Origin of the sequence: Vibrio sp. AIC-3, from assembly GCF_013114515.1 — a bacterium.
Taxonomy (GTDB): Bacteria; Pseudomonadota; Gammaproteobacteria; order Enterobacterales; family Vibrionaceae; genus Vibrio; species Vibrio crassostreae_C.
Map to the genome: position 1 here is coordinate 11,460 of NZ_VTXG01000033.1, position 20,826 is coordinate 32,285.

General features: G+C 45.0%; 30 protein-coding genes. 5 read left to right on the plus strand and 25 right to left on the minus strand.

From position 1 onward, the window contains the following. Positions 1-23 precede the first annotated feature (23 nt). From F0229_RS18540 to F0229_RS18620, 17 genes are all read right to left on the minus strand, one after another. Complete coding sequence (locus tag F0229_RS18540) at positions 24-809, minus strand: hypothetical protein (protein WP_171733429.1); 786 nt, start codon at positions 807-809, stop codon at positions 24-26. Beyond that, the gene (locus F0229_RS18545) at positions 802-1,074 is read right to left on the minus strand and encodes a hypothetical protein (protein WP_171733437.1); all 273 of its coding nucleotides are present in this window, start codon (positions 1,072-1,074) and stop codon (positions 802-804) included. The genes F0229_RS18540 and F0229_RS18545 overlap by 8 nt, the downstream gene beginning before the upstream one ends. After that, positions 1,071-1,676, minus strand: coding sequence for a hypothetical protein (locus F0229_RS18550; protein WP_171733438.1), 606 nt, complete (start codon positions 1,674-1,676; stop codon positions 1,071-1,073). Before F0229_RS18550 ends, F0229_RS18545 begins: the two co-directional genes overlap by 4 nt. After that, positions 1,677-2,369 carry a hypothetical protein gene (locus F0229_RS18555; RefSeq protein ID WP_171733439.1) on the minus strand — a complete coding sequence of 231 codons (693 nt, stop codon included), beginning with the start codon at positions 2,367-2,369 and terminating at the stop codon, positions 1,677-1,679. After that, on the minus strand, positions 2,369-2,770 hold the full coding sequence (locus F0229_RS18560; RefSeq protein ID WP_017071467.1) for a hypothetical protein: 402 nt from the start codon (positions 2,768-2,770) through the stop codon (positions 2,369-2,371). The genes F0229_RS18555 and F0229_RS18560 overlap by 1 nt, the downstream gene beginning before the upstream one ends. 5 nt (positions 2,771-2,775) lie before the next feature. Next, the gene (locus F0229_RS18565; protein WP_016783620.1) at positions 2,776-2,997 is read right to left on the minus strand and encodes a hypothetical protein; all 222 of its coding nucleotides are present in this window, start codon (positions 2,995-2,997) and stop codon (positions 2,776-2,778) included. Next, on the minus strand, positions 2,994-3,146 hold the full coding sequence (locus F0229_RS18570) for a hypothetical protein (RefSeq protein WP_171733440.1): 153 nt from the start codon (positions 3,144-3,146) through the stop codon (positions 2,994-2,996). Before F0229_RS18570 ends, F0229_RS18565 begins: the two co-directional genes overlap by 4 nt. A 14-nt stretch (positions 3,147-3,160) precedes the next feature. Next, the gene (locus tag F0229_RS18575; RefSeq protein WP_016783618.1) at positions 3,161-3,433 is read right to left on the minus strand and encodes a hypothetical protein; all 273 of its coding nucleotides are present in this window, start codon (positions 3,431-3,433) and stop codon (positions 3,161-3,163) included. Between the two features lie 10 nt (positions 3,434-3,443). After that, the gene (locus F0229_RS18580) at positions 3,444-4,247 is read right to left on the minus strand and encodes a major capsid protein P2 (RefSeq protein WP_102467441.1); all 804 of its coding nucleotides are present in this window, start codon (positions 4,245-4,247) and stop codon (positions 3,444-3,446) included. Positions 4,248-4,499: 252 nt separating this feature from the next. Beyond that, complete coding sequence (locus tag F0229_RS18585; RefSeq protein WP_102315762.1) at positions 4,500-5,159, minus strand: ATPase; 660 nt, start codon at positions 5,157-5,159, stop codon at positions 4,500-4,502. Beyond that, positions 5,160-5,630 (minus strand): hypothetical protein, encoded by a 471-nt coding sequence (locus tag F0229_RS18590; RefSeq protein WP_171733441.1) that lies wholly within the window; start codon positions 5,628-5,630, stop codon positions 5,160-5,162. Further along, entirely contained in the window at positions 5,631-6,014 is a 384-nt protein-coding gene (locus tag F0229_RS18595; RefSeq protein ID WP_132764202.1) for a hypothetical protein, read from the minus strand. It abuts the gene before it with no gap. Next, entirely contained in the window at positions 6,014-6,193 is a 180-nt protein-coding gene (locus F0229_RS18600; RefSeq protein ID WP_171733442.1) for a hypothetical protein, read from the minus strand. The genes F0229_RS18595 and F0229_RS18600 overlap by 1 nt, the downstream gene beginning before the upstream one ends. After that, positions 6,190-8,118: a hypothetical protein gene (locus F0229_RS18605; protein WP_171733443.1), complete on the minus strand. Its 1,929-nt coding sequence runs from the start codon at positions 8,116-8,118 to the stop codon at positions 6,190-6,192. The genes F0229_RS18600 and F0229_RS18605 overlap by 4 nt, the downstream gene beginning before the upstream one ends. A gap of 18 nt (positions 8,119-8,136) precedes the next feature. Then, positions 8,137-8,328 (minus strand): hypothetical protein, encoded by a 192-nt coding sequence (locus F0229_RS18610; RefSeq protein WP_019825622.1) that lies wholly within the window; start codon positions 8,326-8,328, stop codon positions 8,137-8,139. Position 8,329: 1 nt separating this feature from the next. Then, positions 8,330-8,524, minus strand: coding sequence for a hypothetical protein (locus F0229_RS18615; protein WP_171733444.1), 195 nt, complete (start codon positions 8,522-8,524; stop codon positions 8,330-8,332). A gap of 9 nt (positions 8,525-8,533) precedes the next feature. Next, positions 8,534-8,788 carry a pyocin activator PrtN family protein gene (locus tag F0229_RS18620; RefSeq protein ID WP_048662769.1) on the minus strand — a complete coding sequence of 85 codons (255 nt, stop codon included), beginning with the start codon at positions 8,786-8,788 and terminating at the stop codon, positions 8,534-8,536. Between the two features lie 140 nt (positions 8,789-8,928). On the opposite strand from F0229_RS18620, the gene F0229_RS18625 reads away from it, so the two are divergent. From F0229_RS18625 to F0229_RS18635, 3 genes are all read left to right on the plus strand, one after another. Continuing rightward, entirely contained in the window at positions 8,929-9,540 is a 612-nt protein-coding gene (locus F0229_RS18625; RefSeq protein WP_171733445.1) for a S24 family peptidase, read from the plus strand. A gap of 441 nt (positions 9,541-9,981) precedes the next feature. After that, positions 9,982-10,440 carry a zinc uptake transcriptional repressor Zur gene (gene zur, locus F0229_RS18630; protein ID WP_017059941.1) on the plus strand — a complete coding sequence of 153 codons (459 nt, stop codon included), beginning with the start codon at positions 9,982-9,984 and terminating at the stop codon, positions 10,438-10,440. A gap of 17 nt (positions 10,441-10,457) precedes the next feature. Then, positions 10,458-10,919 carry a chemotaxis protein CheX gene (locus tag F0229_RS18635; protein ID WP_017059940.1) on the plus strand — a complete coding sequence of 154 codons (462 nt, stop codon included), beginning with the start codon at positions 10,458-10,460 and terminating at the stop codon, positions 10,917-10,919. 153 nt (positions 10,920-11,072) lie between these two features. On the opposite strand, the gene pgi is transcribed toward F0229_RS18635, so the two are convergent. Next, on the minus strand, positions 11,073-12,725 hold the full coding sequence (pgi, locus tag F0229_RS18640; protein ID WP_017632690.1) for a glucose-6-phosphate isomerase: 1,653 nt from the start codon (positions 12,723-12,725) through the stop codon (positions 11,073-11,075). A 326-nt stretch (positions 12,726-13,051) separates the two neighbouring features. On the opposite strand from pgi, the gene F0229_RS18645 reads away from it, so the two are divergent. After that, complete coding sequence (locus tag F0229_RS18645; RefSeq protein ID WP_017059938.1) at positions 13,052-13,471, plus strand: secondary thiamine-phosphate synthase enzyme YjbQ; 420 nt, start codon at positions 13,052-13,054, stop codon at positions 13,469-13,471. 117 nt (positions 13,472-13,588) lie between these two features. Here the strand turns inward: F0229_RS18645 and F0229_RS18650 are convergent, their stop codons facing one another. The 3 genes from F0229_RS18650 to F0229_RS18660 are packed head-to-tail and all read right to left on the minus strand — an operon-like array spanning position 13,589 to position 17,301. Further along, positions 13,589-14,794, minus strand: coding sequence for a BamA/TamA family outer membrane protein (locus F0229_RS18650; protein WP_171733446.1), 1,206 nt, complete (start codon positions 14,792-14,794; stop codon positions 13,589-13,591). A 23-nt stretch (positions 14,795-14,817) separates the two neighbouring features. Then, entirely contained in the window at positions 14,818-15,903 is a 1,086-nt protein-coding gene (gene alr, locus F0229_RS18655; RefSeq protein ID WP_017065624.1) for an alanine racemase, read from the minus strand. Positions 15,904-15,909: 6 nt separating this feature from the next. Continuing rightward, the gene (locus F0229_RS18660) at positions 15,910-17,301 is read right to left on the minus strand and encodes a replicative DNA helicase (protein WP_016767560.1); all 1,392 of its coding nucleotides are present in this window, start codon (positions 17,299-17,301) and stop codon (positions 15,910-15,912) included. 176 nt (positions 17,302-17,477) lie between these two features. Here F0229_RS18660 and F0229_RS18665 point away from each other — a divergent pair, with 176 nt between their 5' ends. Further along, positions 17,478-18,362: a DUF481 domain-containing protein gene (locus F0229_RS18665; protein ID WP_171733447.1), complete on the plus strand. Its 885-nt coding sequence runs from the start codon at positions 17,478-17,480 to the stop codon at positions 18,360-18,362. A 180-nt stretch (positions 18,363-18,542) separates the two neighbouring features. Here F0229_RS18665 and rplI read toward each other — a convergent pair whose 3' ends face one another. The 4 genes from rplI to rlmB form a co-directional block, all read right to left on the minus strand. Continuing rightward, a complete protein-coding gene (gene rplI, locus F0229_RS18670; RefSeq protein WP_010434182.1) occupies positions 18,543-18,995 on the minus strand; it encodes a 50S ribosomal protein L9 in 453 nt (150 codons plus the stop codon). 38 nt (positions 18,996-19,033) lie between these two features. Beyond that, positions 19,034-19,261: a 30S ribosomal protein S18 gene (rpsR, locus tag F0229_RS18675; protein ID WP_000090472.1), complete on the minus strand. Its 228-nt coding sequence runs from the start codon at positions 19,259-19,261 to the stop codon at positions 19,034-19,036. Between the two features lie 112 nt (positions 19,262-19,373). Beyond that, a complete protein-coding gene (gene rpsF, locus F0229_RS18680) occupies positions 19,374-19,763 on the minus strand; it encodes a 30S ribosomal protein S6 (protein WP_004741278.1) in 390 nt (129 codons plus the stop codon). Positions 19,764-20,040: 277 nt separating this feature from the next. Next, a complete protein-coding gene (gene rlmB, locus F0229_RS18685) occupies positions 20,041-20,781 on the minus strand; it encodes a 23S rRNA (guanosine(2251)-2'-O)-methyltransferase RlmB (RefSeq protein WP_017063180.1) in 741 nt (246 codons plus the stop codon). Positions 20,782-20,826: the final 45 nt, after the last annotated feature.

Below are 20,826 nucleotides of genomic sequence, written 5' to 3' on the forward strand. Positions count from 1 at the left end.
TTCTTGAGTGACTTCATCCATAATTACTTACTCCAATTAACTGGTTTATCGTTAACTAGCGAAACAGGTGGGCGACCTTTACTAGATGTGTATTCACCATTAATACAAAATTGGCGAGTTGCTCCCGCTTGGTGTCGGGTGTCTACTTTCAGGGTTAAACGAGCAATTCCATTGTCATAACGCTGACCAATGTCACGAAGACTAATTGGAATAATCTGCCCTTCCATTTCTTTGGTGATAGCTATCTCACGATCACCTTTTGGTTGAGAAACAAAGAGACAAATACCACCGCGAGCAGTTGTTTTTTTAACTTCCAAATAACCGGAAACCGAATCATGAGAAGTTGAACCTGTGAAAACAAAATGCTCAACATAGCCACCATGATTCATGCCTCGGTGAGTTTGGTAAAACTCCACTCTGAACAAGTCACCACTACCAGTGCTATGGCCTACAAATTCAATCAAATTAAAATATGTAGGAGGGATTGTAGGATCAGCTACGTTTGGGTAATCGGGGTCTAAATTCGCATCTTTCTTGTAACCACCATTAGCAACTGTATGTTTGATGGTGTACATCTTCTTTCCTGCTACGTGATAAACGTTCACTCCGTTAATCACTTCCATCACGGCCTTAGTAACAGTGTTCATTTGGCCTTGATAACCGGATAGTTTCGAATTAAACGTATGGGTAAATCCACTCATTGCAGTATCAAAGCTGTTCTGCATCGTTCGAATAGCACCACCCTTGATGCTATCTAGTAGGTTTCGGGCTTCGGTCACCAGTTGCCCGATTGCCGTAAAATCACTCATTGAGTTCTTTCTCCATTTCTTCCGCTACGTTCTGCAGGCGTGGCAACGTATTAGCTGCAACACTGTCGGCCAGTTCGTGAACGTCATTATCTGAATTGAAAGCGTGGCGTTGTAATGAGACTACCGCCGAGCTTAGTGATACCTGATTGCTGTATACGCCGCGTATCATTTCCAACGCGTCTACCTGTTCAGGTTTTAGGTTCTTTAAGTGTTCGGTGAGCGGGTCGTATGTCACGACCGCTCGACGTGGCATGAAGTGGCTCATCGGTGAACCTCCATCAGTGCCAGTTTTAATGGTGTATTGCTGTTGTTATACGCCCACAGTTCACCGCCTCCCGTCAGTGTGATTCCTGCAGGTGCCGTGCGATCACCTAAAACGGGTAATCCCACTACAGCAGAAACATGCGAGTCACCGAGCATCGCCTCGGCTTCTGCATCACTGATGTTCTGAATAATCGCTTCTAGTCGTGTAACCGAAGCATTCACTAAACGAACTTTGTTGTTTGGCTGAATAAGAATGTGGTCACGGCTAATAAAGCGTTGTGCAATCTCTTGTCGGGTCGTGACAACTGATCGCACTTCACTGATAGCCATAGATTCAGCGAATTTCACTTGAGCAGGCGGTGTTGTTTTTAAGTCCTGCTTAGTTAGCTGATACACAACGCGGATAGGCGCAGTGTGCGGGTTAGATATCTCAAGCTCTTTAAAGCTTGAAACGTCTAACGTATCGCCTGCATCTACACGAATTTTTTCGCCGTTATCGCTTCGGACGTACAAATATTCCTGAGCTTCACGGACTATCAGTAAAAGAGCCGAACCGACACCAAAACGCTTTACTGCACTAGGTTCTAAAGTTATCGCTTTCATCTAGTCCCCCTTAAACGCAAGAGCAACGCCTGCGATAGCAAAAGAAATAGCAACAGCAATTGCCACCTTGCTGATATCACCAGAGCTACCCGTTTGACTGCGTGATGCGGTGTTTTCTGCCATAGCCAAAGCAGCTCGGGCGTTTTCTCCCGATTGTGCTGCCATAGACTTAATGGCTGACGTTGTATCCGCGCTGTTCGAGCGCATATTGTCTAACGCCTTTTCACTAGTTCGACGGCTGTTTTCTAACGCTTTCTCACCAAAGACAAACGCCTTAGATAACGATTCTTGACCGTTATCCAGTGCCGATTTCAACGAGTCTTTATTTGCCTTAATCGAGTCAGAGGCAATCTGGCCGTTTAACTTGAGCGCCTCTTTGCTGACGTTCTCGTTTGACTTGATCGCATCACGACCAAAATCAAACGACTCATCCACCGCATGTTCATTAGCGCGGAGTGCATCCGAACCTAAACGCGCTGCTTTATCCATTGCGGCACTATTGCTATCCATTGCCCGTTTCGCTATTTCTGACGCGGCTTTTACTGAGCCGTGATCAGTCATAGATATATTGCCAACGTTGCCATTTATGCCAGAGAGAACGACACCAAGGTTATCCCCACTAATGGCACTGGTGCCGCTCGTGTTCGTGGTGTTGGTTACGTTCTTACTTGAACTGCTACCACCTCCGCCCATTAGTCATTCTCCAAAACAAGGGATAAAACAGACTCACGGCCTGACTTACCCGAAACCGAAAAACCGAAACGCTCAAGTATTCGCACCATGCCACGGCGAACCGTGTGATATTTGATTGAGCGATACCCTTGAGATTTCACTGCTTCAATGATGCAAGGTGCAGCTTTCACTAGCCCCTTACCTGTCATTGCTAGAATCAAATAATCATTGTCACTGGTGACGAAGCCTACAAAGCGAACCGAAACGCCTACCCCTTTCAAGTGATAAAAACTGGCTCGTTTTGTTTTCACCGCATCACAGCAAAAATCAAATTCAGCCTTAGCTTGTGACACCCCATTGAACGCGGATTTAATTAGCGAAAACTGAGCGGCAATATCTGCGCGAGTGGGTCTAATCAACATAAAATTCATTTCTTAAACGCCACCCACGCAATGCCAACAGCTAACAACACAAACGGTATGTTTTGCGCAAGCTTTTGCCCCGCACTACCACCAAAGTTGATCGCACCATTTCGAATCCCGCCAATTGAATTGGTGCCCGTTGCTTCACTTGGTCCAGCTGCGCCGCCTCCGGCACTGATTGGCATAGAACCGCCTGCACTCAAACCACCACCGATACCTGGTATCATTTGTTCCCCTTAATGACTCGATAAGTCACATAGCAACCGCCACCAATGGCACCGATTTTTAATAGCTTGGTTGCGCTACTTCCAGACCAGAAACCCGCACCAAAACCAAGACCACCCGCTAACAGAGGAAGAACCACAATTAATGGCATAACTCTTCCTCCTGTTAGTTTTTCAAAACCACGATAAGACCAAGTAAAAGCACCGCAGCACCAATACCACCGCCCACATACAAAAGGGTTTTGTCGTTACTTTGTAGAGAGGAACCCGTAACCGCGTTGCCGTGGTTATCTTTCACTGTCTGTTGTGGCTGTTGCGTTGTGCCTGCATTTTTCGATGAGTCGTCTTTGGTCGCGACATCAATCAAGTTGCCCATTCCCTCGCCAACGTCATCAAGCAGACCAGAACCGAAGTCCGTTAAGTCATCCCAAAAAGCCAATAGTCACCCCCTACACTAAGTCAGGGCGAACAACGAGCACCGACTCAACAATGATTGGAATTGAGCCAACAGGCTTATTGGTTTTCACCGTAAATTTCAGCTCTGAACCATGCGCCGTAGGAAACAGCTCATCGATATAAAAGCCGCGCATGATTGGGTCAAAGTGGTAACAACCCGCCTGCCAAAAACGGCGGTTTCGTTTGGCGCGCATATCTTCAAGCGCACGGCTTGAATCATGCACTTTCACGAAATCACGATAGATTTGTAGAGAGTGGATTTGATCACTCATGAAGTGCATGCGGCGCACTAAATGAAGAGGGCCAGAAACGAGATCAAGAAACTCATTTTCTGTTGAGCTTGCTTGCATCGTCTGCTTTTTGATTTGTGGGATAACAACACGAGCAGGCTGACGCGCTGACACTGTTGCCCACGCTTGAAGCTTGATAGCAGGCGCGTTGTCTTGAGTAGAATCTGCAATCTCAACTTCCAGAGTGATATTGTCACCTGCTTCAGTCACAAGACCCGTGTAACGAACCCCGTTCTTAGTTTTTGCAGAAATATCAGCTAATGGAATTGTGAAAAAACCATCCGTTTGAGCAAGACCTTTGTACGCTTCAATCTTTTTAATCAGCTCACCATCAAGAACGATAATTTCATCCGCATTCAAGCTGATGGTTACGCGTCGAAGTTGAGCCGCACTAAGATTGGTTTCGAGAAAAATCTCATCGTACGTAGGACCAATCGGGATGGTTAACGTAGCTTTCTCACCGTAGCCCGTACCCGTAAAAGAGTTCAGTTTAGTTGGAGTAGACATAGTAACTAACTCCCTTAACCGATTTGGTCTTCAACAGCATCAACGTTGTTTGAAGCCCAAACAACACCCGCTGCCACAATGCCTGCTAGCACAGCAATGACTGCTAATTTTTTTGGTGTAAAACCTGCCATTTGTTTTCCTATAAAAAAGACCGCCCAACATTGGACGGCCTTTACTTAAACAAATGATTTGGTTTGGATTCCTAATACTTATTTGGTTTAGGTTTGGTTTAAATGAGACTTGAATCACAAACTACCACCGGATAACGCCCTTTTTGAATGCTTTCCCGTCTTGCAGTAGATACTCAAGCGGGTCGAGTTGCTCGATCGCATCAGCAGGGATTCCGGTCATTTTTTCCAAATAGGTCGCACTGGCTTTGGTCTTTTGCATCATCACACAAGCATGCTGACAGTTATCAATAATGGTCTTCGAGACTTCCTGACCACGTTGAAACAGGTTGATAGTGTGTAGGTTAAACTTCCTGCCTAAGCGCAATATCTTTCCATGATAGCCAACTGCTTTACCTGCATTTTCACTATGCTCGGCCACCTCTTCACAAATAATTTTTAATGGCTTGGTGTGCTTTCCGTTCCCCATAGCCCAAACGACCTGACAAAACTTATCGAAGTCCTTTGATGTGGTTTCATGAGTTGGTTGATACGCAATCTTAAAGCCCTGCTTTGTTTTGCGCCCTGCAATCAGTGCGGCGGCAAACTCCTTAATACTGGAATAACCACGCACCACTCGCCCTGCTAGCTTTCCGCTGTAGTCGCCCATTGGATCAAACATGGCTACTTGGTCGGTAGATTTGATAAACAGCTTTTTGGCGGCAGAGGTTTTACCGCTGCCGCTCATACCAACCGCAAACACGTGACCATTCTTAAGGGCATTATTTGGGTTAATTGGTTGCATTTATTGCACTTCCTCTTTTCCCTCTGATTCCGTCTCTTGAGGGTTTACCTCTTTCGCTTCATCAATCGCTTTAAGGGTTCGGATTTGGTTAAACGAAGTAAAACCGAGTGCGCCAGCTGCGATCACAAATGACAGTTCTTCTTTGTAATGAGCTAACCACGGTGGAAGTTCACCGCCATATTTAACGAACAACGGAGCGGCTGCACTTGCAACGCTTTGAGCTTGTTCAGCATCAAAAGAAAATTCTTGGTGACCGAATTGTTTTAGCATTTGCTCTGTCACGCCAAGAACCGCACTTGCCGTTGCTTCGCCTGCCAATAGTGCTGCTTGTTTAGCATCGGTTTTTTGTTCGGATTGGGAAGGGTCGAAATCTTCTTCGCCAAGTTCGGCCAACAAAGCAAGCTCTTCACTTTCGTCATGCTGCTCTAGTTCTTCAATTTCGATTTGGTCTAGTTGTTCTGTTTGTTCCATTTACGCCACCACTTTTATTGTTTTGATTACACCACCGAAGAACAAGCCAAGCACCGCACCAATACCAACGCATTTAACGGTTGTTATTGGCTTTGGCTCAGTCTCATTTTTTGGTTTAGATTCCGTTTCTTTTTCCGGTTCAATTGCCATTGGTTGTGCTTCCACAACAGGGTTATTGATTGCTTCGATATCTGCCTGAACTTCTTCCAAGGATTTAAACGCTTTCATTTCGGCTTGAGCCGCTTTGCCCGTTCGCGTATCAGGCCCACATTCACAACGGCCATGAACAAACGCCGCGCGTTTTCCTTTGCCTTGCTTAATCGCTTTCGGTTGTGAGCAAGTTCGGCATTGCACATAACCTAATATTTGGGTTTCATTTTCCATTAGCTGTTTTCCTTTTCTAATGCGTCTAGACGTTGATTAAAGGCTTTAAAAAGCCAGATAGTTTTCACTAACCAAGGTTTGATAAAACCAAATCCCATTGGGGGCTTATATGCTTGCGATTCCGAATCCATTTCATTAAGCAAACGGGTTGTTTCGCTTTGCAGTGTTTTTTCCGTCATTGGATTACCTGTTGTTGATAATATTGCTCTACTTCGTTCATGGCCTGACCGAGTAGCTCTTGTTGAATTTCGTAAGGTGGTATTGGTGGCAAATCCTGATTGAGCAGACTTAACCAATTGGCCTGATTGACTTGCCAACGTTGAAAGGCTTGGCGGTAGCGGTCTTTTGCTTCAAGGCGTATATCATCTAAATACGCATCCTCAGTCGTCATACTCCAACCGCGAGCCCCTGCCGCCCACTCTAAAAATTGATTGGCCTTTTGCTCACAAGTCTCCCCCTCAAAACTGATAGAAAATTGATTATCCGAACTGGCAAATACGCCGCGACTGCTCAAGCGCTCTTTCTCTTCTCTAACTTCGCTACCGAGTTTTTTCATTAACCGATTGAGCTTGCCAACGGCATCAAACTTGCGTTGTTTTTTATTTATATCTGCGGCCTTTTTAGCCTCATTTAATTTGAGTTGCTTTCGAGCAATATCCCGCTTAATCGGTGCTTTCCATTGCTCTAATCGATACCCGCACTCTTTGATAATTCCCGTCATATTAGAAACATCGAAACTCGCGAGAGCCTCCCACTCAGGGGCGCGACTACAACGGGCGATGTTATAGCGATTACCTTTAATTAAACCTTGGTCAGCGTTGCTACCTTTCGCGGCATAACCGATCGCCTTGATCAGGTAACCCGCCGCCGCGTCTTTATGCTGAATGCGTTGAAGATTTGCCATGCCATGACCCCAAAGCCGTTCAACACGTTTTGCCCACCCTTGAAAATGTTCTTTTGGTACGTGGTAATTCAATAAAATATGAACGTGTGGATTCGGCTCACCGTTTTCATTCGCGGGGCATTCAGCAACCCAAACATAATGAAAGTCGAAAGGCTTTTTAGTTGCTCCGTGTAGCTCTTGGATATGCGTTCGAATCTGCTTGTTTTCGTCTTTCGTTCTCCAGATAGCTTTCAATGGTCGCCCTTGATTACCCTGCACAACCACTTTGTCAGTAAGTGAAAGCTCACCCACCTCTGATGGTTGATATTCAAAGCCGCGCTGATACATTTTTTTAAGGCCATCTAGAAAACGAGATACTTCTTTGCCTATGGTGGTTTGAATGGGGCAATACGCTAAACCCTCATCGGTCAGCGCTTCACCGCCGAACAAATGCTTTCGCTGTTCTTCGGTAAAAGTTAAGGTCAGAAACGTAGTAAAACCACCATGGCAAGTAGCGACATACGCCCCCGCCTCAAAGATTTTCTTAACTGCGTTTGAACTCAACTTTTCAGTGAAACGCTCACCCGTTGGTGATTGCGGCGCATCGCTTGGACTTGGGTGGTAAGTGACTTGCAATTTCACCTGTTGAGCCCACTCTCGCTTAAGCAAGTAAGCTCGACTTTGCCCTTTTGGGATGTAATCAAGACGATTTCGGTCTTTATCTCGCACCCATCCGACTTGTGGCGCATTTTGTTCAATTCCGTAGTGCTGTGACTCAACATGAACACTTTGGCTCTTTGAGCGCGGTTTTAGGCGGCGTGAGCGGGTAGTAAAGCGATCCAAGTGGCGTCTTTTGTCGTGTCGGACTTTGCCGCCCTTTGACAAGCCTAGTGTTCCCACGCCTACGGCGTGCGCTCCGCGCTTAGTTTTATTGAAATACTCAGGGGTGATTAACGTTAGTTTCCCGTCTTGAACTAACTGCCAAGTTTCCGCAGATTCTTTCGTTCTATGAAAGTGAACTTGCTCCATTGCATGCAGCTTGTTTTGCTCACTTTCCATCCAATCAGAATTTGGAGCACTAAAAAAACCGCTCTCGATAGCGGCTATATTTTTTTCAGTTGTCGCAACATCTTGCGCCAAAGCAGTTACATAGCCCACATCGTGTGGGCTCAAGATATTCGTTATTTCACGATCGCCTTGCGGCTCATATAAGTGATTCATTCTGTCACCAGTGACGGGTTATAAATGCTCTAAAGAAACGTACTTGCCTGACTTGGTATCTCGGAGGGTATTGAAAGTGAAATGACGAAACTCACAACATGCTTTTGCCAACATGTGAAACTCGCTTTCTCTATCTTCTGGAACCCATAACGTGATCTTCTTAAGCCCTTGTTCTTTCTTAGCTGCTTCATACTTCGCGTTACGACTCATATCACCACCCTGCACATGCACTTTCAGTGCACTGGTAATTCATCGGTCTTGGTTTTCTTTTGACGGGCTTCTTGATTCCATGTTTCTCACGCAGCTTTTGAAGAAACACCTGAGAACGCTGCAATTTTTTAGGGTCTGGGTTTTCCATGCCTGCCATATCTGGACAAGGTAGGTGGATAGGGTCAGATACTTTCATAGCAATCACCTACCCGTTGACTGAAAGCCAATCCTGCTTGGCTTCCGAGTGACGTTTATCGATGTAGGCTGCTAGGTCTTCTATCTTAATTAACGATGGGCTGCGTTCTGAATCGCGCAACTTGAAAGTAGGAACAGGAAAATCACAAGCTTTCGCTCTTTGCTCAGCTGTTCGTGAAGTGATTCCAAAAAACTCTTGGCTGACTTGTTTCAACTCGACCGTAGGGTTTCCGAAACGGGCTAATAACGCAAAGTTTGTATTCATAGCTCACCTATTAATCTATTATCTAAGCAACAAAATGAGACTCTAAGCGATTCAAAACCGTCCTAATCGTCCCTAAAGCGATTGAATAATATTAACGATGAGACGCTATTGCAACGCTTTTATTTTAATAGAGGTGCCCTTTGAAAACTATTGATGAACAAATCACAGAACTTAAGCAGCTAACAAAAACAGCAAAAATCACTGATTTATCAAAGGCTTTAGGTGTATCACCATCGACAGTTCGGACATGGCGATCACGCGAAAAAATACCTGAAAATATTTTTTTAAAAGCTGAAGAGATAGCACAAGAGCGAGACGGTTTTGGGACGCCAAAAGGATATGTCACTCTAAATTTTTACGATGTGGAAGTTAGTGCCGGACATGGTGCACTTGTAGAAAGGTATGAAGAATCGACTGAGATTGTCTTTAGTGAGAAATTCATTAGCAAAAGTATTGGTGTAAACCCTAATGAAGTTTTCTTGATGCCTGTTAGAGGCGACAGCATGGCTCCAACGTTAAAGAACCAAGCATTAGTGATGGTTCATAAGGTTGACGAGTTTTCTGGAGACGGTGTTTACGTTTTTCGTTTCGATGGCCAATTGATGGTTAAGAGACTCCAGTTCATGCCAAAAATAATCAAAGTGGTTAGCGATAACCCTACATACGAAAACTGGGAACTACTCAAAGATGATCTTAAAAATGAAGATTTTCAGATTATTGGCGAAGTGGTTTGGTCAGGACAAAGAATGTAACGCGTAGAAGTATTTATTGAGTGCGGTACTCCTATAGTACCCCTCAAACTAGCTCAGCCCTTGCTAAGGCTGCTTAATCAATCCAATCGAGCATTGGAGCGACAGACAATCTACATGAATGTGTCATGGTAAAGTACCCTGGTAGCGAGTCAAAAAAATATGCTGGAATACCCAGCAAAGGCAAGGTCGGCTATTGTAAATGCTATGCCCAGTTTGTGCTATATGAACTTTACCTCACATTTTTTATTTAAACCTATTCACCAGATCTCTAATTCAACCTCATTAATCAGTTATGCCTTGAGTCACACTGTCATTTTGAGTTACCTTGTCTTATTCAAAGTCGTGGGTCACAATACGCTCTGTACCTGACTTTAATAGAAATCATTGGCTCCCAAAACGTAGTAACCTAGAAATAAGGTTTGATTAGGGATGTCCGATTGAATGGTGAAAAATTTGGACCACACATTAATAGAGCAAGTTGAAGGGATATGCGCATCGCGAGGCGTTAGATTAACACCTCAAAGAAAGCGAGTGTTTGAGCTCATCCTCTCTAATAAAAAAGCCTCCAGTGCTTATGAATTATTAGAGCAGTTGAAAGTCAGTGAACCGCAAGCCAAGCCACCTACAGTATATCGCGCTTTGGATTTCTTGTTGGAACAAGGTTTCATTCACAGAGTTGAGTCAACCAATAGCTTCATATGCTGCTGCTCTTGCAATGCCAACAAACATTTCTCCCAACTACTGATCTGCGATAAATGTGGCACTGTGATAGAACTGCAGGACGATGCGCTTGTCACCCTACTCGCCAGTAACGCTGAGAAGCATGGCTTTCAATTGACGAATCATGTCATTGAATCGCATGGCATTTGCCAATCTTGCTCCTCCGAGATGAAAGAATAAGATTATAGAAGAACATTATGCGCGCTGAATTTGTAAACCCGTTTTTAGCTTCTTTGATGAACGTATTAAAAACGATGGCTTCTCTAGAATTGAAGCCACAAAAACCGAGAGTTAAGAAAGATGAAATCGCTCGTGGTGATGTATCCGGCCTAATTGGTATGGTGGGTACACAATCTCGTGGCTCTATGTCGATCACCTTTGATGAAGGTCTCGCTCTCGAAATCATGGAAAACATGCTTGGTGAACGACCAAACGGCCTCAACGAAGAAGTGACCGATATGGTGGGTGAAATCACTAACATGGTGACTGGCGGTGCGAAACGTATTCTTGCGGAAAGCGGTTTTGACTTCGATATGGCAACACCAATCGTGGTTTCCGGTAAAGGTCATACGATTCGTCACAAGTGTGATGGGGCAATCATCATCATGCCTTTCTCATCTCAATGGGGTAATGCTTTCATCGAGATCTGTTTCGAATAACAGCTGTTTATTTCTAGCAGTACTGAGTATCAACTCAAAGAAGGTTGGCATCATGCCAGCCTTTTTTATTACCTGCGATTTAACCAATGCTTGCTATACAGATACAAAAGCGCCAACCCGAAGGTTGGCGTTTTTTTGGTGCTATCAACTCAATTAAGCTTTAAGCGCTTTAAATGCGTTGATTAGACCGTTTGTTGAGCTGTCGTGAGACGTTACTTGAGCATCGTCAGCAAGCTCTGGAAGAATTTGGTTTGCTAGTTGCTTACCAAGTTCTACACCCCATTGGTCGAAGCTGAAGATGTTCCAGATAACGCCTTGAACGAAGATCTTGTGCTCGTACATCGCGATTAGGTTACCTAAAGAGCGAGGGTTGATTTGCTTAACAAGAATAGAGTTCGTTGGACGGTTACCTTCAAATACTTTGAAAGGTACAAGCTCAGCCACTTCTTCAGCTGTTTTGCCAGCCGCTAGGAATTCAGCTTCCACTGTCTCTTTTGTCTTACCGAATGCTAGTGCTTCAGTTTGAGCAAAGAAATTAGACATCAACTTCTGGTGGTGATCAGATGCTGGGTTGTGGCTGATAGCAGGAGCAATAAAGTCTGATGGGATCAGCTTAGTGCCTTGGTGAATCAGTTGGTAGAAAGCATGCTGACCGTTTGTACCAGGTTCGCCCCAGATGATAGGACCTGTTTGGTACTCTACCGGGTTGCCTTCACGGTCTACAAACTTACCGTTTGATTCCATGTTGCCTTGCTGGAAGTAAGCTGCAAAACGGTGCATGTACTGGTCGTAAGGTAGAATTGCTTCTGACTCAGCGCCGTGGAAGTTGTTATACCAAATACCGATAAGCGCAAGGATTACTGGAATGTTGCTTTCAAACTCAGTTGAAGCAAAGTGGTTATCCATCTCGTGAGCACCTTCTAGTAGCTCAACGAAGTTATCGAAGCCAACAGATAGTGAGATAGAAAGACCGATTGCAGACCATAGTGAGTAACGACCACCAACCCAGTCCCAGAATTCGAACATGTTGTCAGTATCAATACCAAACTCAGCGACCGCAGTTGCGTTAGTTGATAGTGCTGCGAAGTGTTTAGCTACGTGTGCGTTGTCACCCGCTTCAGCCAAGAACCAATCACGTGCAGAGTGCGCGTTAGTCATTGTTTCTTGAGTCGTGAATGTTTTAGATGCCACTAAGAATAGCGTTGTTTCTGGGTTAAGAGGCTTAAGTGTCTCAACGATGTGAGTGCCATCTACGTTAGAAACGAAGTGCATGTTTAGGCGAGTTTTGTATGGCGTTAGTGCTTCAGTCACCATGTATGGACCAAGATCCGAACCGCCGATACCGATGTTTACAACATCAGTGATCTCTTTACCTGTGTAACCTTTCCACTCACCAGAAACGATGCGGTGCGTGAACAGTTCCATTTTTGCTAGTACTGCGTTCACTGCTGGCATTACGTCTTTGCCATCAACCATTACTGGGTTGTCGCTACGGTTACGTAGAGCAGTGTGAAGTACTGAACGACCTTCAGTCTTGTTGATTGCATCACCGCCGAACATTGCTTCGATTGCAGACTTAACTTCAGTCTCGTTCGCAAGAGCAAATAGGTGCTGCATAGTTTCAGCATCGATAAGGTTCTTAGAGTAATCCACTAAGATGTCAGAACCGAAACGAGTAGAAAAGCTCTCGAAACGCTTTGCATCTTGAGCAAACAGCTCTTTCATATCCATATCTTGAGCAGACTCAAAATGTGCCGTTAGAGCTTTCCACGCTTGTGTTTGCGTTGGGTTGATATTTTTCAACATGGTATCTATCCCGATGTTACTGTAGGTTTTATTCTAAACGTCACCTGGGTGATGAATAGAACCCCCGATTAGGCGAAAGTTTATATTTTTCTGTGATGACCAAACCGCGTCACCACTGAAAGATTCTTTGTAATTTTTTTTCACGACGTATTATGCCGCATATGAAGAGCTGTACCTTGAGATAAATCAGGATTCGATTTCCTGATAGAGAGATCGATGCTGACTCAGGCTCTAACATAATTAAATGTGAGCGATAGCTGATAAATTCAAGTTCAAAAGATAGCGTTAAACCACTTTTTTTCCAAACACATTATAAAGGATGGCGTATGTGGATTCAGAAGACTATACACCTAAATGCAAGAAAGCGTGGATTTCATCTCATTACTGATGAAATTGAACAACAGATACACGATATCAATTCTCTATCTGTTGGTTTATTACATCTTTTTATCCAACATACCTCTGCCAGCCTCACGCTAAACGAGAACGCTGATCCTACCGTCCGTACCGATATGGAGTCGCACTTTAATAAGTTTGTCCCAGAGCGAGCGCCCTACTACAGACACACCTATGAAGGTGATGATGACATGCCTGCCCACATTAAAGCATCGACACTTGGCACCAGTGTGACAATACCAATTAGCAATGGTCGTTTAGCTTTAGGAACATGGCAGGGTATTTACTTAGGAGAGCACCGAGATTGTGGTGGAAGCCGAACTGTGATTGCTACGATGCAAGGTGAGTAGACTGCTTGAAAACAAGATCTCCTTAATAAAAACAATATCTTGTTAATAAAAAAGAGTGGTGTGTTTCCACGACCACTCTTATAAAAATAGTATTTGGCCTACTGTAGGCCGAAAGGTTTAGAAGGGCTGGTTTATCATAACCCTAAAGGTTCCTTCATCACCGCCTCGCGCTAATTCTGCACGAACAACAATGCCTTCCACTTGAAAACGAACCGCGCCGCCTAAGCTCCATTTCATATCGGTGTGCAATTCTTTGATATCGTACTCATCAGCCACACGCCCTACTTCGGCGAATGCGACCCATTGCCACCAAGGCAGGTCGTAGTAGTTGATCAGCGGAATATCACCGAGTGGCTGCCAGTCAGGAAGTACTCGGTACTCAGCAGAATAATGAACTGCAGAGCGACCGTGATAACGACCTCCGGTATAACCTCGTAAACGATACAAGCCACCCAATCGAGCTTGCTCCGTTTCTGGTGGGCGAGCACAATCTTGCCCAGAGCAGTTATCCCACGTTGGCGTGTCAGCGGTATAGAAATCGAATGCTAAAACTTGTTGATCGAATAAGTCCCCTAAAGGACCTAAAGCAAAGTACTGGCTATTTTGGAAGGTCCACTTAAGCCACAAGTCATCGTTAGACCAACTCTCTGCGCCAGTGGTGAACTCAAGGTTAGTGTGAGAACCTCTGGTCGGGTTGCGTGTGCTATCACGGTTATCCCAATCAAACGCCAAACTAAAGCCTGTTGCCTCCTCGGTATTATTTAAACCTTCCAACTCACGAGCAGTATAAAAAGGCGTAAATAGAATCGAACTGACACCCGATTCGATTGGCGAAGCAAAGCTCACATCTTTGATTGGCTGAAAAGCACCGAGTAAACCGTGTTCTGCAACGTTGCCCCAAGGTAGCAAATACTTAAACTCAAACTGATAGTTTTGCTCTAAGCCATCAGCAATGGTTTTGTCATCGATAGATGAATCATTATCGCCTTGAGAACCAATGTAATACGGGTTGTCGTTGAAGCGCGCTTGATACATCTGAGTGCTAAACAATACGTTCTCAGACAAGGCATAGTTAAAAGCCGATAGAAAACCGACGTAACTGTCTTTGTCTGAATAGAGTGCCATACCAAACAGAGCGGCTTGAGGTTGCCAAACACCCTTTGCGACACCCGCAACCCCAAAGGTGTTACCCATGGTTTCGGTGCTGAAGTAGAAAGGGACAAAAGCTGAATCTTTTTCTTCACTCGCAGCGGAAGAAGAAAAGCTGACACCGAGTAATGTCATTGCAGACATTAGCCAGTTTCGAGTCGTTCGCTTGAACATAATTTACTTATCAAGATCCATGATTACTTCACATATTCCATCGCAACACGCGAAGTCAGCTTAGTGACTAACTCGTAAGCGATAGTGCCGATATGTTCAGCCACTTCTTCTGAAGGTAAATCTTTACCCCACAGAGTCGCTTCATCGCCGACTTTATCTGCCGCATCAGGGCCTAGATCAACCGTTAGCATGTCCATTGATACACGTCCTGCGATCGGTACTTTTCGACCGTTAACGAACACTGGAGTGCCGTTAGGTGCAGTACGAGGATAACCATCACCATAACCAATCGCGATAACACCAACCTTGGTATCACGTTCACTGGTCCAGTTTCCGCCATAACCCACACTTTCACCGGCTTTCACATCGCGAACGGCAATTAGGTGTGAGGTCAGGGTCATCACAGGCAAAAATCCAAGCTCTTGCGCTGATTTATCAACAAACGGAGAGACACCGTAAGATATGATTCCCGGACGAACCCAATCAAGGTGGCTATCTGGCCAAGCGAGTAAACCCGCAGAGGCAGCAAGTGAACGCTCCCCTTCACAACCTTCAGTAAGCGACAAGAAAAGCTCTGTCTGTTCAACGGTGGTTGCTCTATCCAGTTCATCAGCACAACCGAAGTGGCTCATGTAACGTAGAGGTTTGGCAACATTCGCACATTGATGCAAACGCTCAACAAAGTTTTGGTATTGCTCAGGGCGAACACCTAATCGGTGCATACCACTGTCGACTTTTAGCCATACCACAACGGGTGTTTCCAAATCCGCATTCTCTAGCGCGCTTAATTGCTCTTCACAATGCACCACCGTTTGAATGTTATTGGTCACCAAGATTGGCAAATCGCCCGAAGAGTAAAATCCTTCCAGCAACAAAATAGGTTTAACAATGCCACCAGCACGAAGTTGTAACGCTTCTTCAATACGCGCCACACCAAAAGCATCAGAGCTTTTTGAATGCTTGGCTATATGCAGTAAGCCGTGTCCGTAGCCATTGGCTTTCACAACAGACATGACCTTGCACTGAGGAGCCTTCGACTTTATCTGGTTCAGGTTATGTTCGAGCGCGTTTAAGTCAATGCTCGCCGTCGCCGCTTTCATGTAAGTCATTAGCGATTACTCATCATCAAATGCAGGGCCTGCATAGTTATCAAATCGGGAGTGTTGGCCTTGGAACGTAAGACGAACCGAACCGATCGGACCGTTACGTTGCTTACCAAGGATGATCTCAGCAATGCCTTTCAAGGAACTATCTGGGTTATAAACCTCATCACGATAGATGAACATGATCAAATCGGCATCTTGCTCAATCGAACCTGATTCACGCAAATCCGAGTTTACTGGGCGCTTATCAGCACGTTGCTCTAAGGAACGGTTAAGCTGAGAAAGTGCCACAACCGGAACGTTGAGCTCTTTTGCTAACGCTTTCAATGAGCGAGAAATCTCGGCGATTTCAAGAGTACGGTTATCAGATAACGAAGGTACACGCATTAATTGAAGGTAATCTATCATGATCATAGAGATACCATCGTGTTCACGAGCGATACGTCGAGCACGAGAACGCACTTCTGTTGGCGTTAGACCCGAGCTGTCATCGATATACATATTCTTCTTATCCATCAGAATACCCATACTCGACGAGATACGAGCCCAATCTTCATCATCTAGCTGACCAGTACGAATCTTGGTTTGGTCTACGCGAGAAAGTGACGCAAGCATACGCATCATCAGCTGTTCGGCTGGCATCTCTAGCGAGAAGATTAAAACCGGTTTGTCTTGCTTCATCGCCGCGTTTTCACACAAGTTCATCGCAAATGTGGTTTTACCCATCGATGGACGAGCAGCAACAATAATTAAGTCAGAGCCTTGTAGACCTGCTGTTTTCTTGTTGAGGTCGTTGAAGCCAGTATCGACACCTGTCACACCATCTTGCGGCGTTTTGTATAGGATCTCGATACGTTCTAGCGTCTTCTCTAGAATGCTATCAACGTTTTGTGGACCTTCGTTTTCACTTGCACGGCCTTCGGCAATCGCGAAGACTTTACTTTCAGCAAGATCAACCAGCTCTTCCGAAGTACGACCTTGAGGGTCATAACCAGAATCAGCAATCTCATTCGCGACACCAATCAGGCTACGAACAAGTGCACGTTGCGCTACGATATCCGCATACGCATTGATGTTTGCGGCACTTGGTGTGTTTTTCGCTAAGTCAGCAAGGTAAGCAAAGCCACCCACTTCTTCAAGTTGCTCACGCAGCTCTAAATGTTCAGAGAGTGTAATAAGATCCAGAGGAGAACTTTCTTCAAGGATATCCTTTACCGCTTCAAAGATCAGACGGTGAGGACGGCTATAAAAGTCTTTGGCCACAACCTTTTCGGCAACTGTATCCCAGCGTTCGTTATCTAATAACAAACCGCCAATAACAGATTGCTCAGCTTCTAATGAATGTGGCGGGACCTTGATGGCGTCCACCTGATCGTTGGCTGATTTCTGACTTTTGGTATCCACTATGACTACACTCAATAACTAATAATGATCGTTCATTATACCCAAGAACATCCGTTTGTAATCCGATCCTATGAGTTTGTTTTATTCTTCAGGAAGAATTTACCTATTGCTGACGGAATTAACCAAGGGTAGCATTACGATCCTGCCATTCACTCACTGTATAACTAGAGGTATGCGTGTCCAAATTATTGGCTCTGAGCACTGGTCTTCTAAGCACTGGTCTCCTGAGCGCTCCGATGGCCTTAGCTGATGATGCTAAAGACTCTGTTGATGCAATCCTCGACTCTATAGTAGTTTCAGAACCTACTGCTGAGCCGATCGTCGTTGCACCGACACCTGAAGAAAAAGAGTTGGATATCGCACCGAGTGATACAAGTGATACAGAACTGCCGAGCCCGCTAAAAACGGAAGTCGAATTTGGATATCAGTCGCATACTGGTAACTTTGATTCACGAGCACTTAACGCACGCCTGAACGGTGAGTACACGGCTGGCCGTCATAGAACCAGTGGTGAATGGAAATACTACAACCTCTACAAAGATGGCGAAGAAGATAAAAGGCAATCGACTTACTCAGCTCAGAGTGACTACAAGTTAAGCCCTAAAACCTACCTTTACGGCAGTTTCAAAGGAGTCGACTCGAGATACAGTGCTTACTTTAAGGACTACACAATTTCGAGTGGTCTGGGTTACCAGTTTTCGAATACCGAAGAGTTTGTGTTGGAAGTCGAAGTGGGACCAGGTTTTCGTTACCAAGAACCGAACCTTGATGAGATTGATGATGATGACATCATCTTCCCAGAGATTGTTGAAGAGGCAATTTTCCGTGGCAACGTGAATACGTCATGGCAGGTGTTGAAGAATTTGCAGCTCAAGGCAGACGTGACGCTTGTCTCTGGTCACAGTAACCTAAAGTTTGATACTGAGTTAGAAGCCATCAACGATATTACTGACAATATCGCGCTGAAGATCGCTCACTCTCGCCAGTACCACGATAAAGTGCCTGAAGGCTTAAGCAAACAAGACTCTGTTCTATCGATCAACTTGCTCTTCCAGTTCTAATCTTAGGCCACCTCTAACCTTGAGAACAACTTGTTCAGCAATAACAGCTTATGGATCACCGTAAGCTTTTTACCTACTGTAGCCCTTCCTTGTACTTTCCTATATTCCAGACATAAAAAAACACCAGCCGAAGCTGGTGTTTAAAACTTTCAAAAGAAAGAATTCGTCTTGGTACTGAAATTACTCAGCTGCAACGATAGCGATTTTCGCAGTAGCAAAAACTTCAGAGTGAAGTTGGATGCTTACTTCGAATTCGCCGATGTTACGTAGAGCGCCTTCAGGTAGGCGTACTTCGCTCTTAGCTACTGCAACACCTGCCGCTGTAATAGCGTCAGCGATGTCACGAGTACCGATAGAACCGAATAGTTTACCTTCGTCACCAGCTTTAGAAGCGATTGTAACGCCTTCTAGAGTGTTAACGCTCTCTGCACGAGCTTCAGCAGCAGCTAGTTGCTCAGCAACTTTAGCTTCTAGTTCAGCACGACGAGTTTCGAACATAGCAACGTTGTCTTTAGTTGCCATAACTGCTTTACCCTGTGGGATAAGGAAGTTACGAGCGTAACCAGATTTAACGTTTACTTGGTCGCCAAGGCCACCTAGGTTACCGATCTTATCAAGTAGAATAACTTGCATTATCTTAGTCCTCTTAAACTATTATTAACTATTACCGATTACTGATGCTTGTCAGTGTACGGTAGTAGAGCTAGGTAACGAGAACGCTTGATAGCGCGAGCTAGTTGACGCTGATACTTAGCGCTTGTACCAGTGATACGGCTAGGTACGATTTTACCAGCTTCAGTGATGTAGTTTTTAAGAGTTGCTACGTCTTTGTAGTCAATCTCTTGTACGCCTTCTGCAGTGAAACGGCAGAATTTACGACGACGGAAGAAACGAGCCATGGGCTATCTCCTGATCTTAAATTTAGTAAAGCGGTCTTTCACAATTATCGAAATAACTATCAATGACCTAAAACAAGTTGAGAATTTTTTAAGGCGTTAAGCCAAAAAAGAATTACTCAGCAGCTGCTTCTGGTTTAGCTTCTGTACGCTCTTCGCGACGAGGAGCACGCTCTGCACGCTCTTCTTTTTGCTTAAGCATAATAGATTGCTCAGTCACAGCGCCTTTAGTGCGCATGATCATGTTACGTAGAACTGCATCGTTGAAACGGAAAGCAGTTTCTAGCTCGTCAATCACTTCTTGACCAGCTTCAACGTTCATAAGAACGTAGTGAGCTTTGTGAAGCTTGTTGATTGGGTAAGCCATTTGACGACGACCCCAGTCTTCTAGACGGTGGATAGTACCGCCAGCTTCAGTGATAGAACCAGTGTAACGCTCGATCATGCCAGCAACTTGCTCGCTTTGATCAGGGTGAACCATGAATACGATTTCGTAATGACGCATTTGGTTGCTCCTTACGGATTATTAGCTTCCACGAGTGGCCCGGTCGTCCAGAGGAAGCAAGGAACTAAAGATAAATGACCGAGTTTTAAGGACGGCAAATGTTATAGAAAGAACCCGGTATTGGCAAGCGCTATTTGGTGAATAATGAAACAGTTTTTCTGTCGCCATCTAGCCATCCGACAAACCGATGGATTTTGCTATAACAGCCTAAAAAGAAACGCCCACCAGCAAGTGGTGAGCGCTAATAAATTCATAGACTTAAAGCAGCGTTAACGCATTACTGAGCTAAACGCTGTCTTACCGCTTCGAACAGGCAAATACCCGACGCCACAGAAACATTTAAGCTCGATACGCTACCTGCCATTGGAATCTTAATCAGATCATCGCAAGTTTCACGAGTTAAACGACGCATACCGTCACCTTCTGCACCCATAACTACCGCAAGAGGACCCGTTAGCTTCGCTTGATAGATATCATGCGTTGCTTCACCTGCCGTACCCACAAACCATACGCCCTGCTCTTGCAGTGCACGCATTGTGCGAGCTAGGTTGGTTACGCGCACGAGAGGAACCGTTTCAGCTGCGCCACATGCAACCTTGCTTACCGTTGCTGTTAACGGCGAAGAGCGATCTTTAGGTACGATAACAGCAGCGACACCTGCGGCATCCGCGTTACGTAGACAAGCGCCTAGGTTATGAGGGTCTGTTACGCCGTCTAGAACTAACAGCAAAGGCTGTTCGTGCTGCGCTAGGATATCGTCTAGGTGAGTTTCATTAAGCTGCTTAGCAGGCTTCACCTTAGCAATAAGACCTTGGTGATTCGCACCTTGTGCTTTTTCATCCAACGGCTTACGACCCATCTGTTGAATCGACACACCAAACTGTTGCAGTTGGTTCAGTAATGGAAGAAGACGCTCGTCTTGGCGACCTTTCAATACATACGCTTCGATAAAACGTGCAGGATCTTTTTCTAGTACGGCTTTCACCGCGTGAATACCGTAAATAAATTCGTTACTCATTGTCTCAACTTACTCTTATTGCTCAGAGATGAATGACATCAATGC

What these genes read in the sequence shown, in the direction of transcription:
- F0229_RS18540 (WP_171733429.1), bottom strand. Translation starts at nt 809, where the DNA reads ATGAGTGATTTTACGGCAATCGGGCAACTGGTGACCGAAGCCCGAAAC.
- F0229_RS18545 (WP_171733437.1), bottom strand. Translation starts at nt 1,074, where the DNA reads ATGAGCCACTTCATGCCACGTCGAGCGGTCGTGACATACGACCCGCTC.
- F0229_RS18550 (WP_171733438.1), bottom strand. Translation starts at nt 1,676, where the DNA reads ATGAAAGCGATAACTTTAGAACCTAGTGCAGTAAAGCGTTTTGGTGTC.
- F0229_RS18555 (WP_171733439.1), bottom strand. Translation starts at nt 2,369, where the DNA reads ATGGGCGGAGGTGGTAGCAGTTCAAGTAAGAACGTAACCAACACCACG.
- F0229_RS18560 (WP_017071467.1), bottom strand. Translation starts at nt 2,770, where the DNA reads ATGTTGATTAGACCCACTCGCGCAGATATTGCCGCTCAGTTTTCGCTA.
- F0229_RS18565 (WP_016783620.1), bottom strand. Translation starts at nt 2,997, where the DNA reads ATGATACCAGGTATCGGTGGTGGTTTGAGTGCAGGCGGTTCTATGCCA.
- F0229_RS18570 (WP_171733440.1), bottom strand. Translation starts at nt 3,146, where the DNA reads ATGCCATTAATTGTGGTTCTTCCTCTGTTAGCGGGTGGTCTTGGTTTT.
- F0229_RS18580 (WP_102467441.1), bottom strand. Translation starts at nt 4,247, where the DNA reads ATGTCTACTCCAACTAAACTGAACTCTTTTACGGGTACGGGCTACGGT.
- F0229_RS18585 (WP_102315762.1), bottom strand. Translation starts at nt 5,159, where the DNA reads ATGCAACCAATTAACCCAAATAATGCCCTTAAGAATGGTCACGTGTTT.
- F0229_RS18590 (WP_171733441.1), bottom strand. Translation starts at nt 5,630, where the DNA reads ATGGAACAAACAGAACAACTAGACCAAATCGAAATTGAAGAACTAGAG.
- F0229_RS18595 (WP_132764202.1), bottom strand. Translation starts at nt 6,014, where the DNA reads ATGGAAAATGAAACCCAAATATTAGGTTATGTGCAATGCCGAACTTGC.
- F0229_RS18600 (WP_171733442.1), bottom strand. Translation starts at nt 6,193, where the DNA reads ATGACGGAAAAAACACTGCAAAGCGAAACAACCCGTTTGCTTAATGAA.
- F0229_RS18605 (WP_171733443.1), bottom strand. Translation starts at nt 8,118, where the DNA reads ATGAATCACTTATATGAGCCGCAAGGCGATCGTGAAATAACGAATATC.
- F0229_RS18610 (WP_019825622.1), bottom strand. Translation starts at nt 8,328, where the DNA reads ATGAGTCGTAACGCGAAGTATGAAGCAGCTAAGAAAGAACAAGGGCTT.
- F0229_RS18615 (WP_171733444.1), bottom strand. Translation starts at nt 8,524, where the DNA reads ATGAAAGTATCTGACCCTATCCACCTACCTTGTCCAGATATGGCAGGC.
- F0229_RS18620 (WP_048662769.1), bottom strand. Translation starts at nt 8,788, where the DNA reads ATGAATACAAACTTTGCGTTATTAGCCCGTTTCGGAAACCCTACGGTC.
- zur (WP_017059941.1), top strand. Translation starts at nt 9,982, where the DNA reads ATGGTGAAAAATTTGGACCACACATTAATAGAGCAAGTTGAAGGGATA.
- F0229_RS18635 (WP_017059940.1), top strand. Translation starts at nt 10,458, where the DNA reads ATGCGCGCTGAATTTGTAAACCCGTTTTTAGCTTCTTTGATGAACGTA.
- pgi (WP_017632690.1), bottom strand. Translation starts at nt 12,725, where the DNA reads ATGTTGAAAAATATCAACCCAACGCAAACACAAGCGTGGAAAGCTCTA.
- F0229_RS18645 (WP_017059938.1), top strand. Translation starts at nt 13,052, where the DNA reads ATGTGGATTCAGAAGACTATACACCTAAATGCAAGAAAGCGTGGATTT.
- F0229_RS18650 (WP_171733446.1), bottom strand. Translation starts at nt 14,794, where the DNA reads ATGTTCAAGCGAACGACTCGAAACTGGCTAATGTCTGCAATGACATTA.
- alr (WP_017065624.1), bottom strand. Translation starts at nt 15,903, where the DNA reads ATGACTTACATGAAAGCGGCGACGGCGAGCATTGACTTAAACGCGCTC.
- rplI (WP_010434182.1), bottom strand. Translation starts at nt 18,995, where the DNA reads ATGCAAGTTATTCTACTTGATAAGATCGGTAACCTAGGTGGCCTTGGC.
- rpsR (WP_000090472.1), bottom strand. Translation starts at nt 19,261, where the DNA reads ATGGCTCGTTTCTTCCGTCGTCGTAAATTCTGCCGTTTCACTGCAGAA.
- rpsF (WP_004741278.1), bottom strand. Translation starts at nt 19,763, where the DNA reads ATGCGTCATTACGAAATCGTATTCATGGTTCACCCTGATCAAAGCGAG.
- rlmB (WP_017063180.1), bottom strand. Translation starts at nt 20,781, where the DNA reads ATGAGTAACGAATTTATTTACGGTATTCACGCGGTGAAAGCCGTACTA.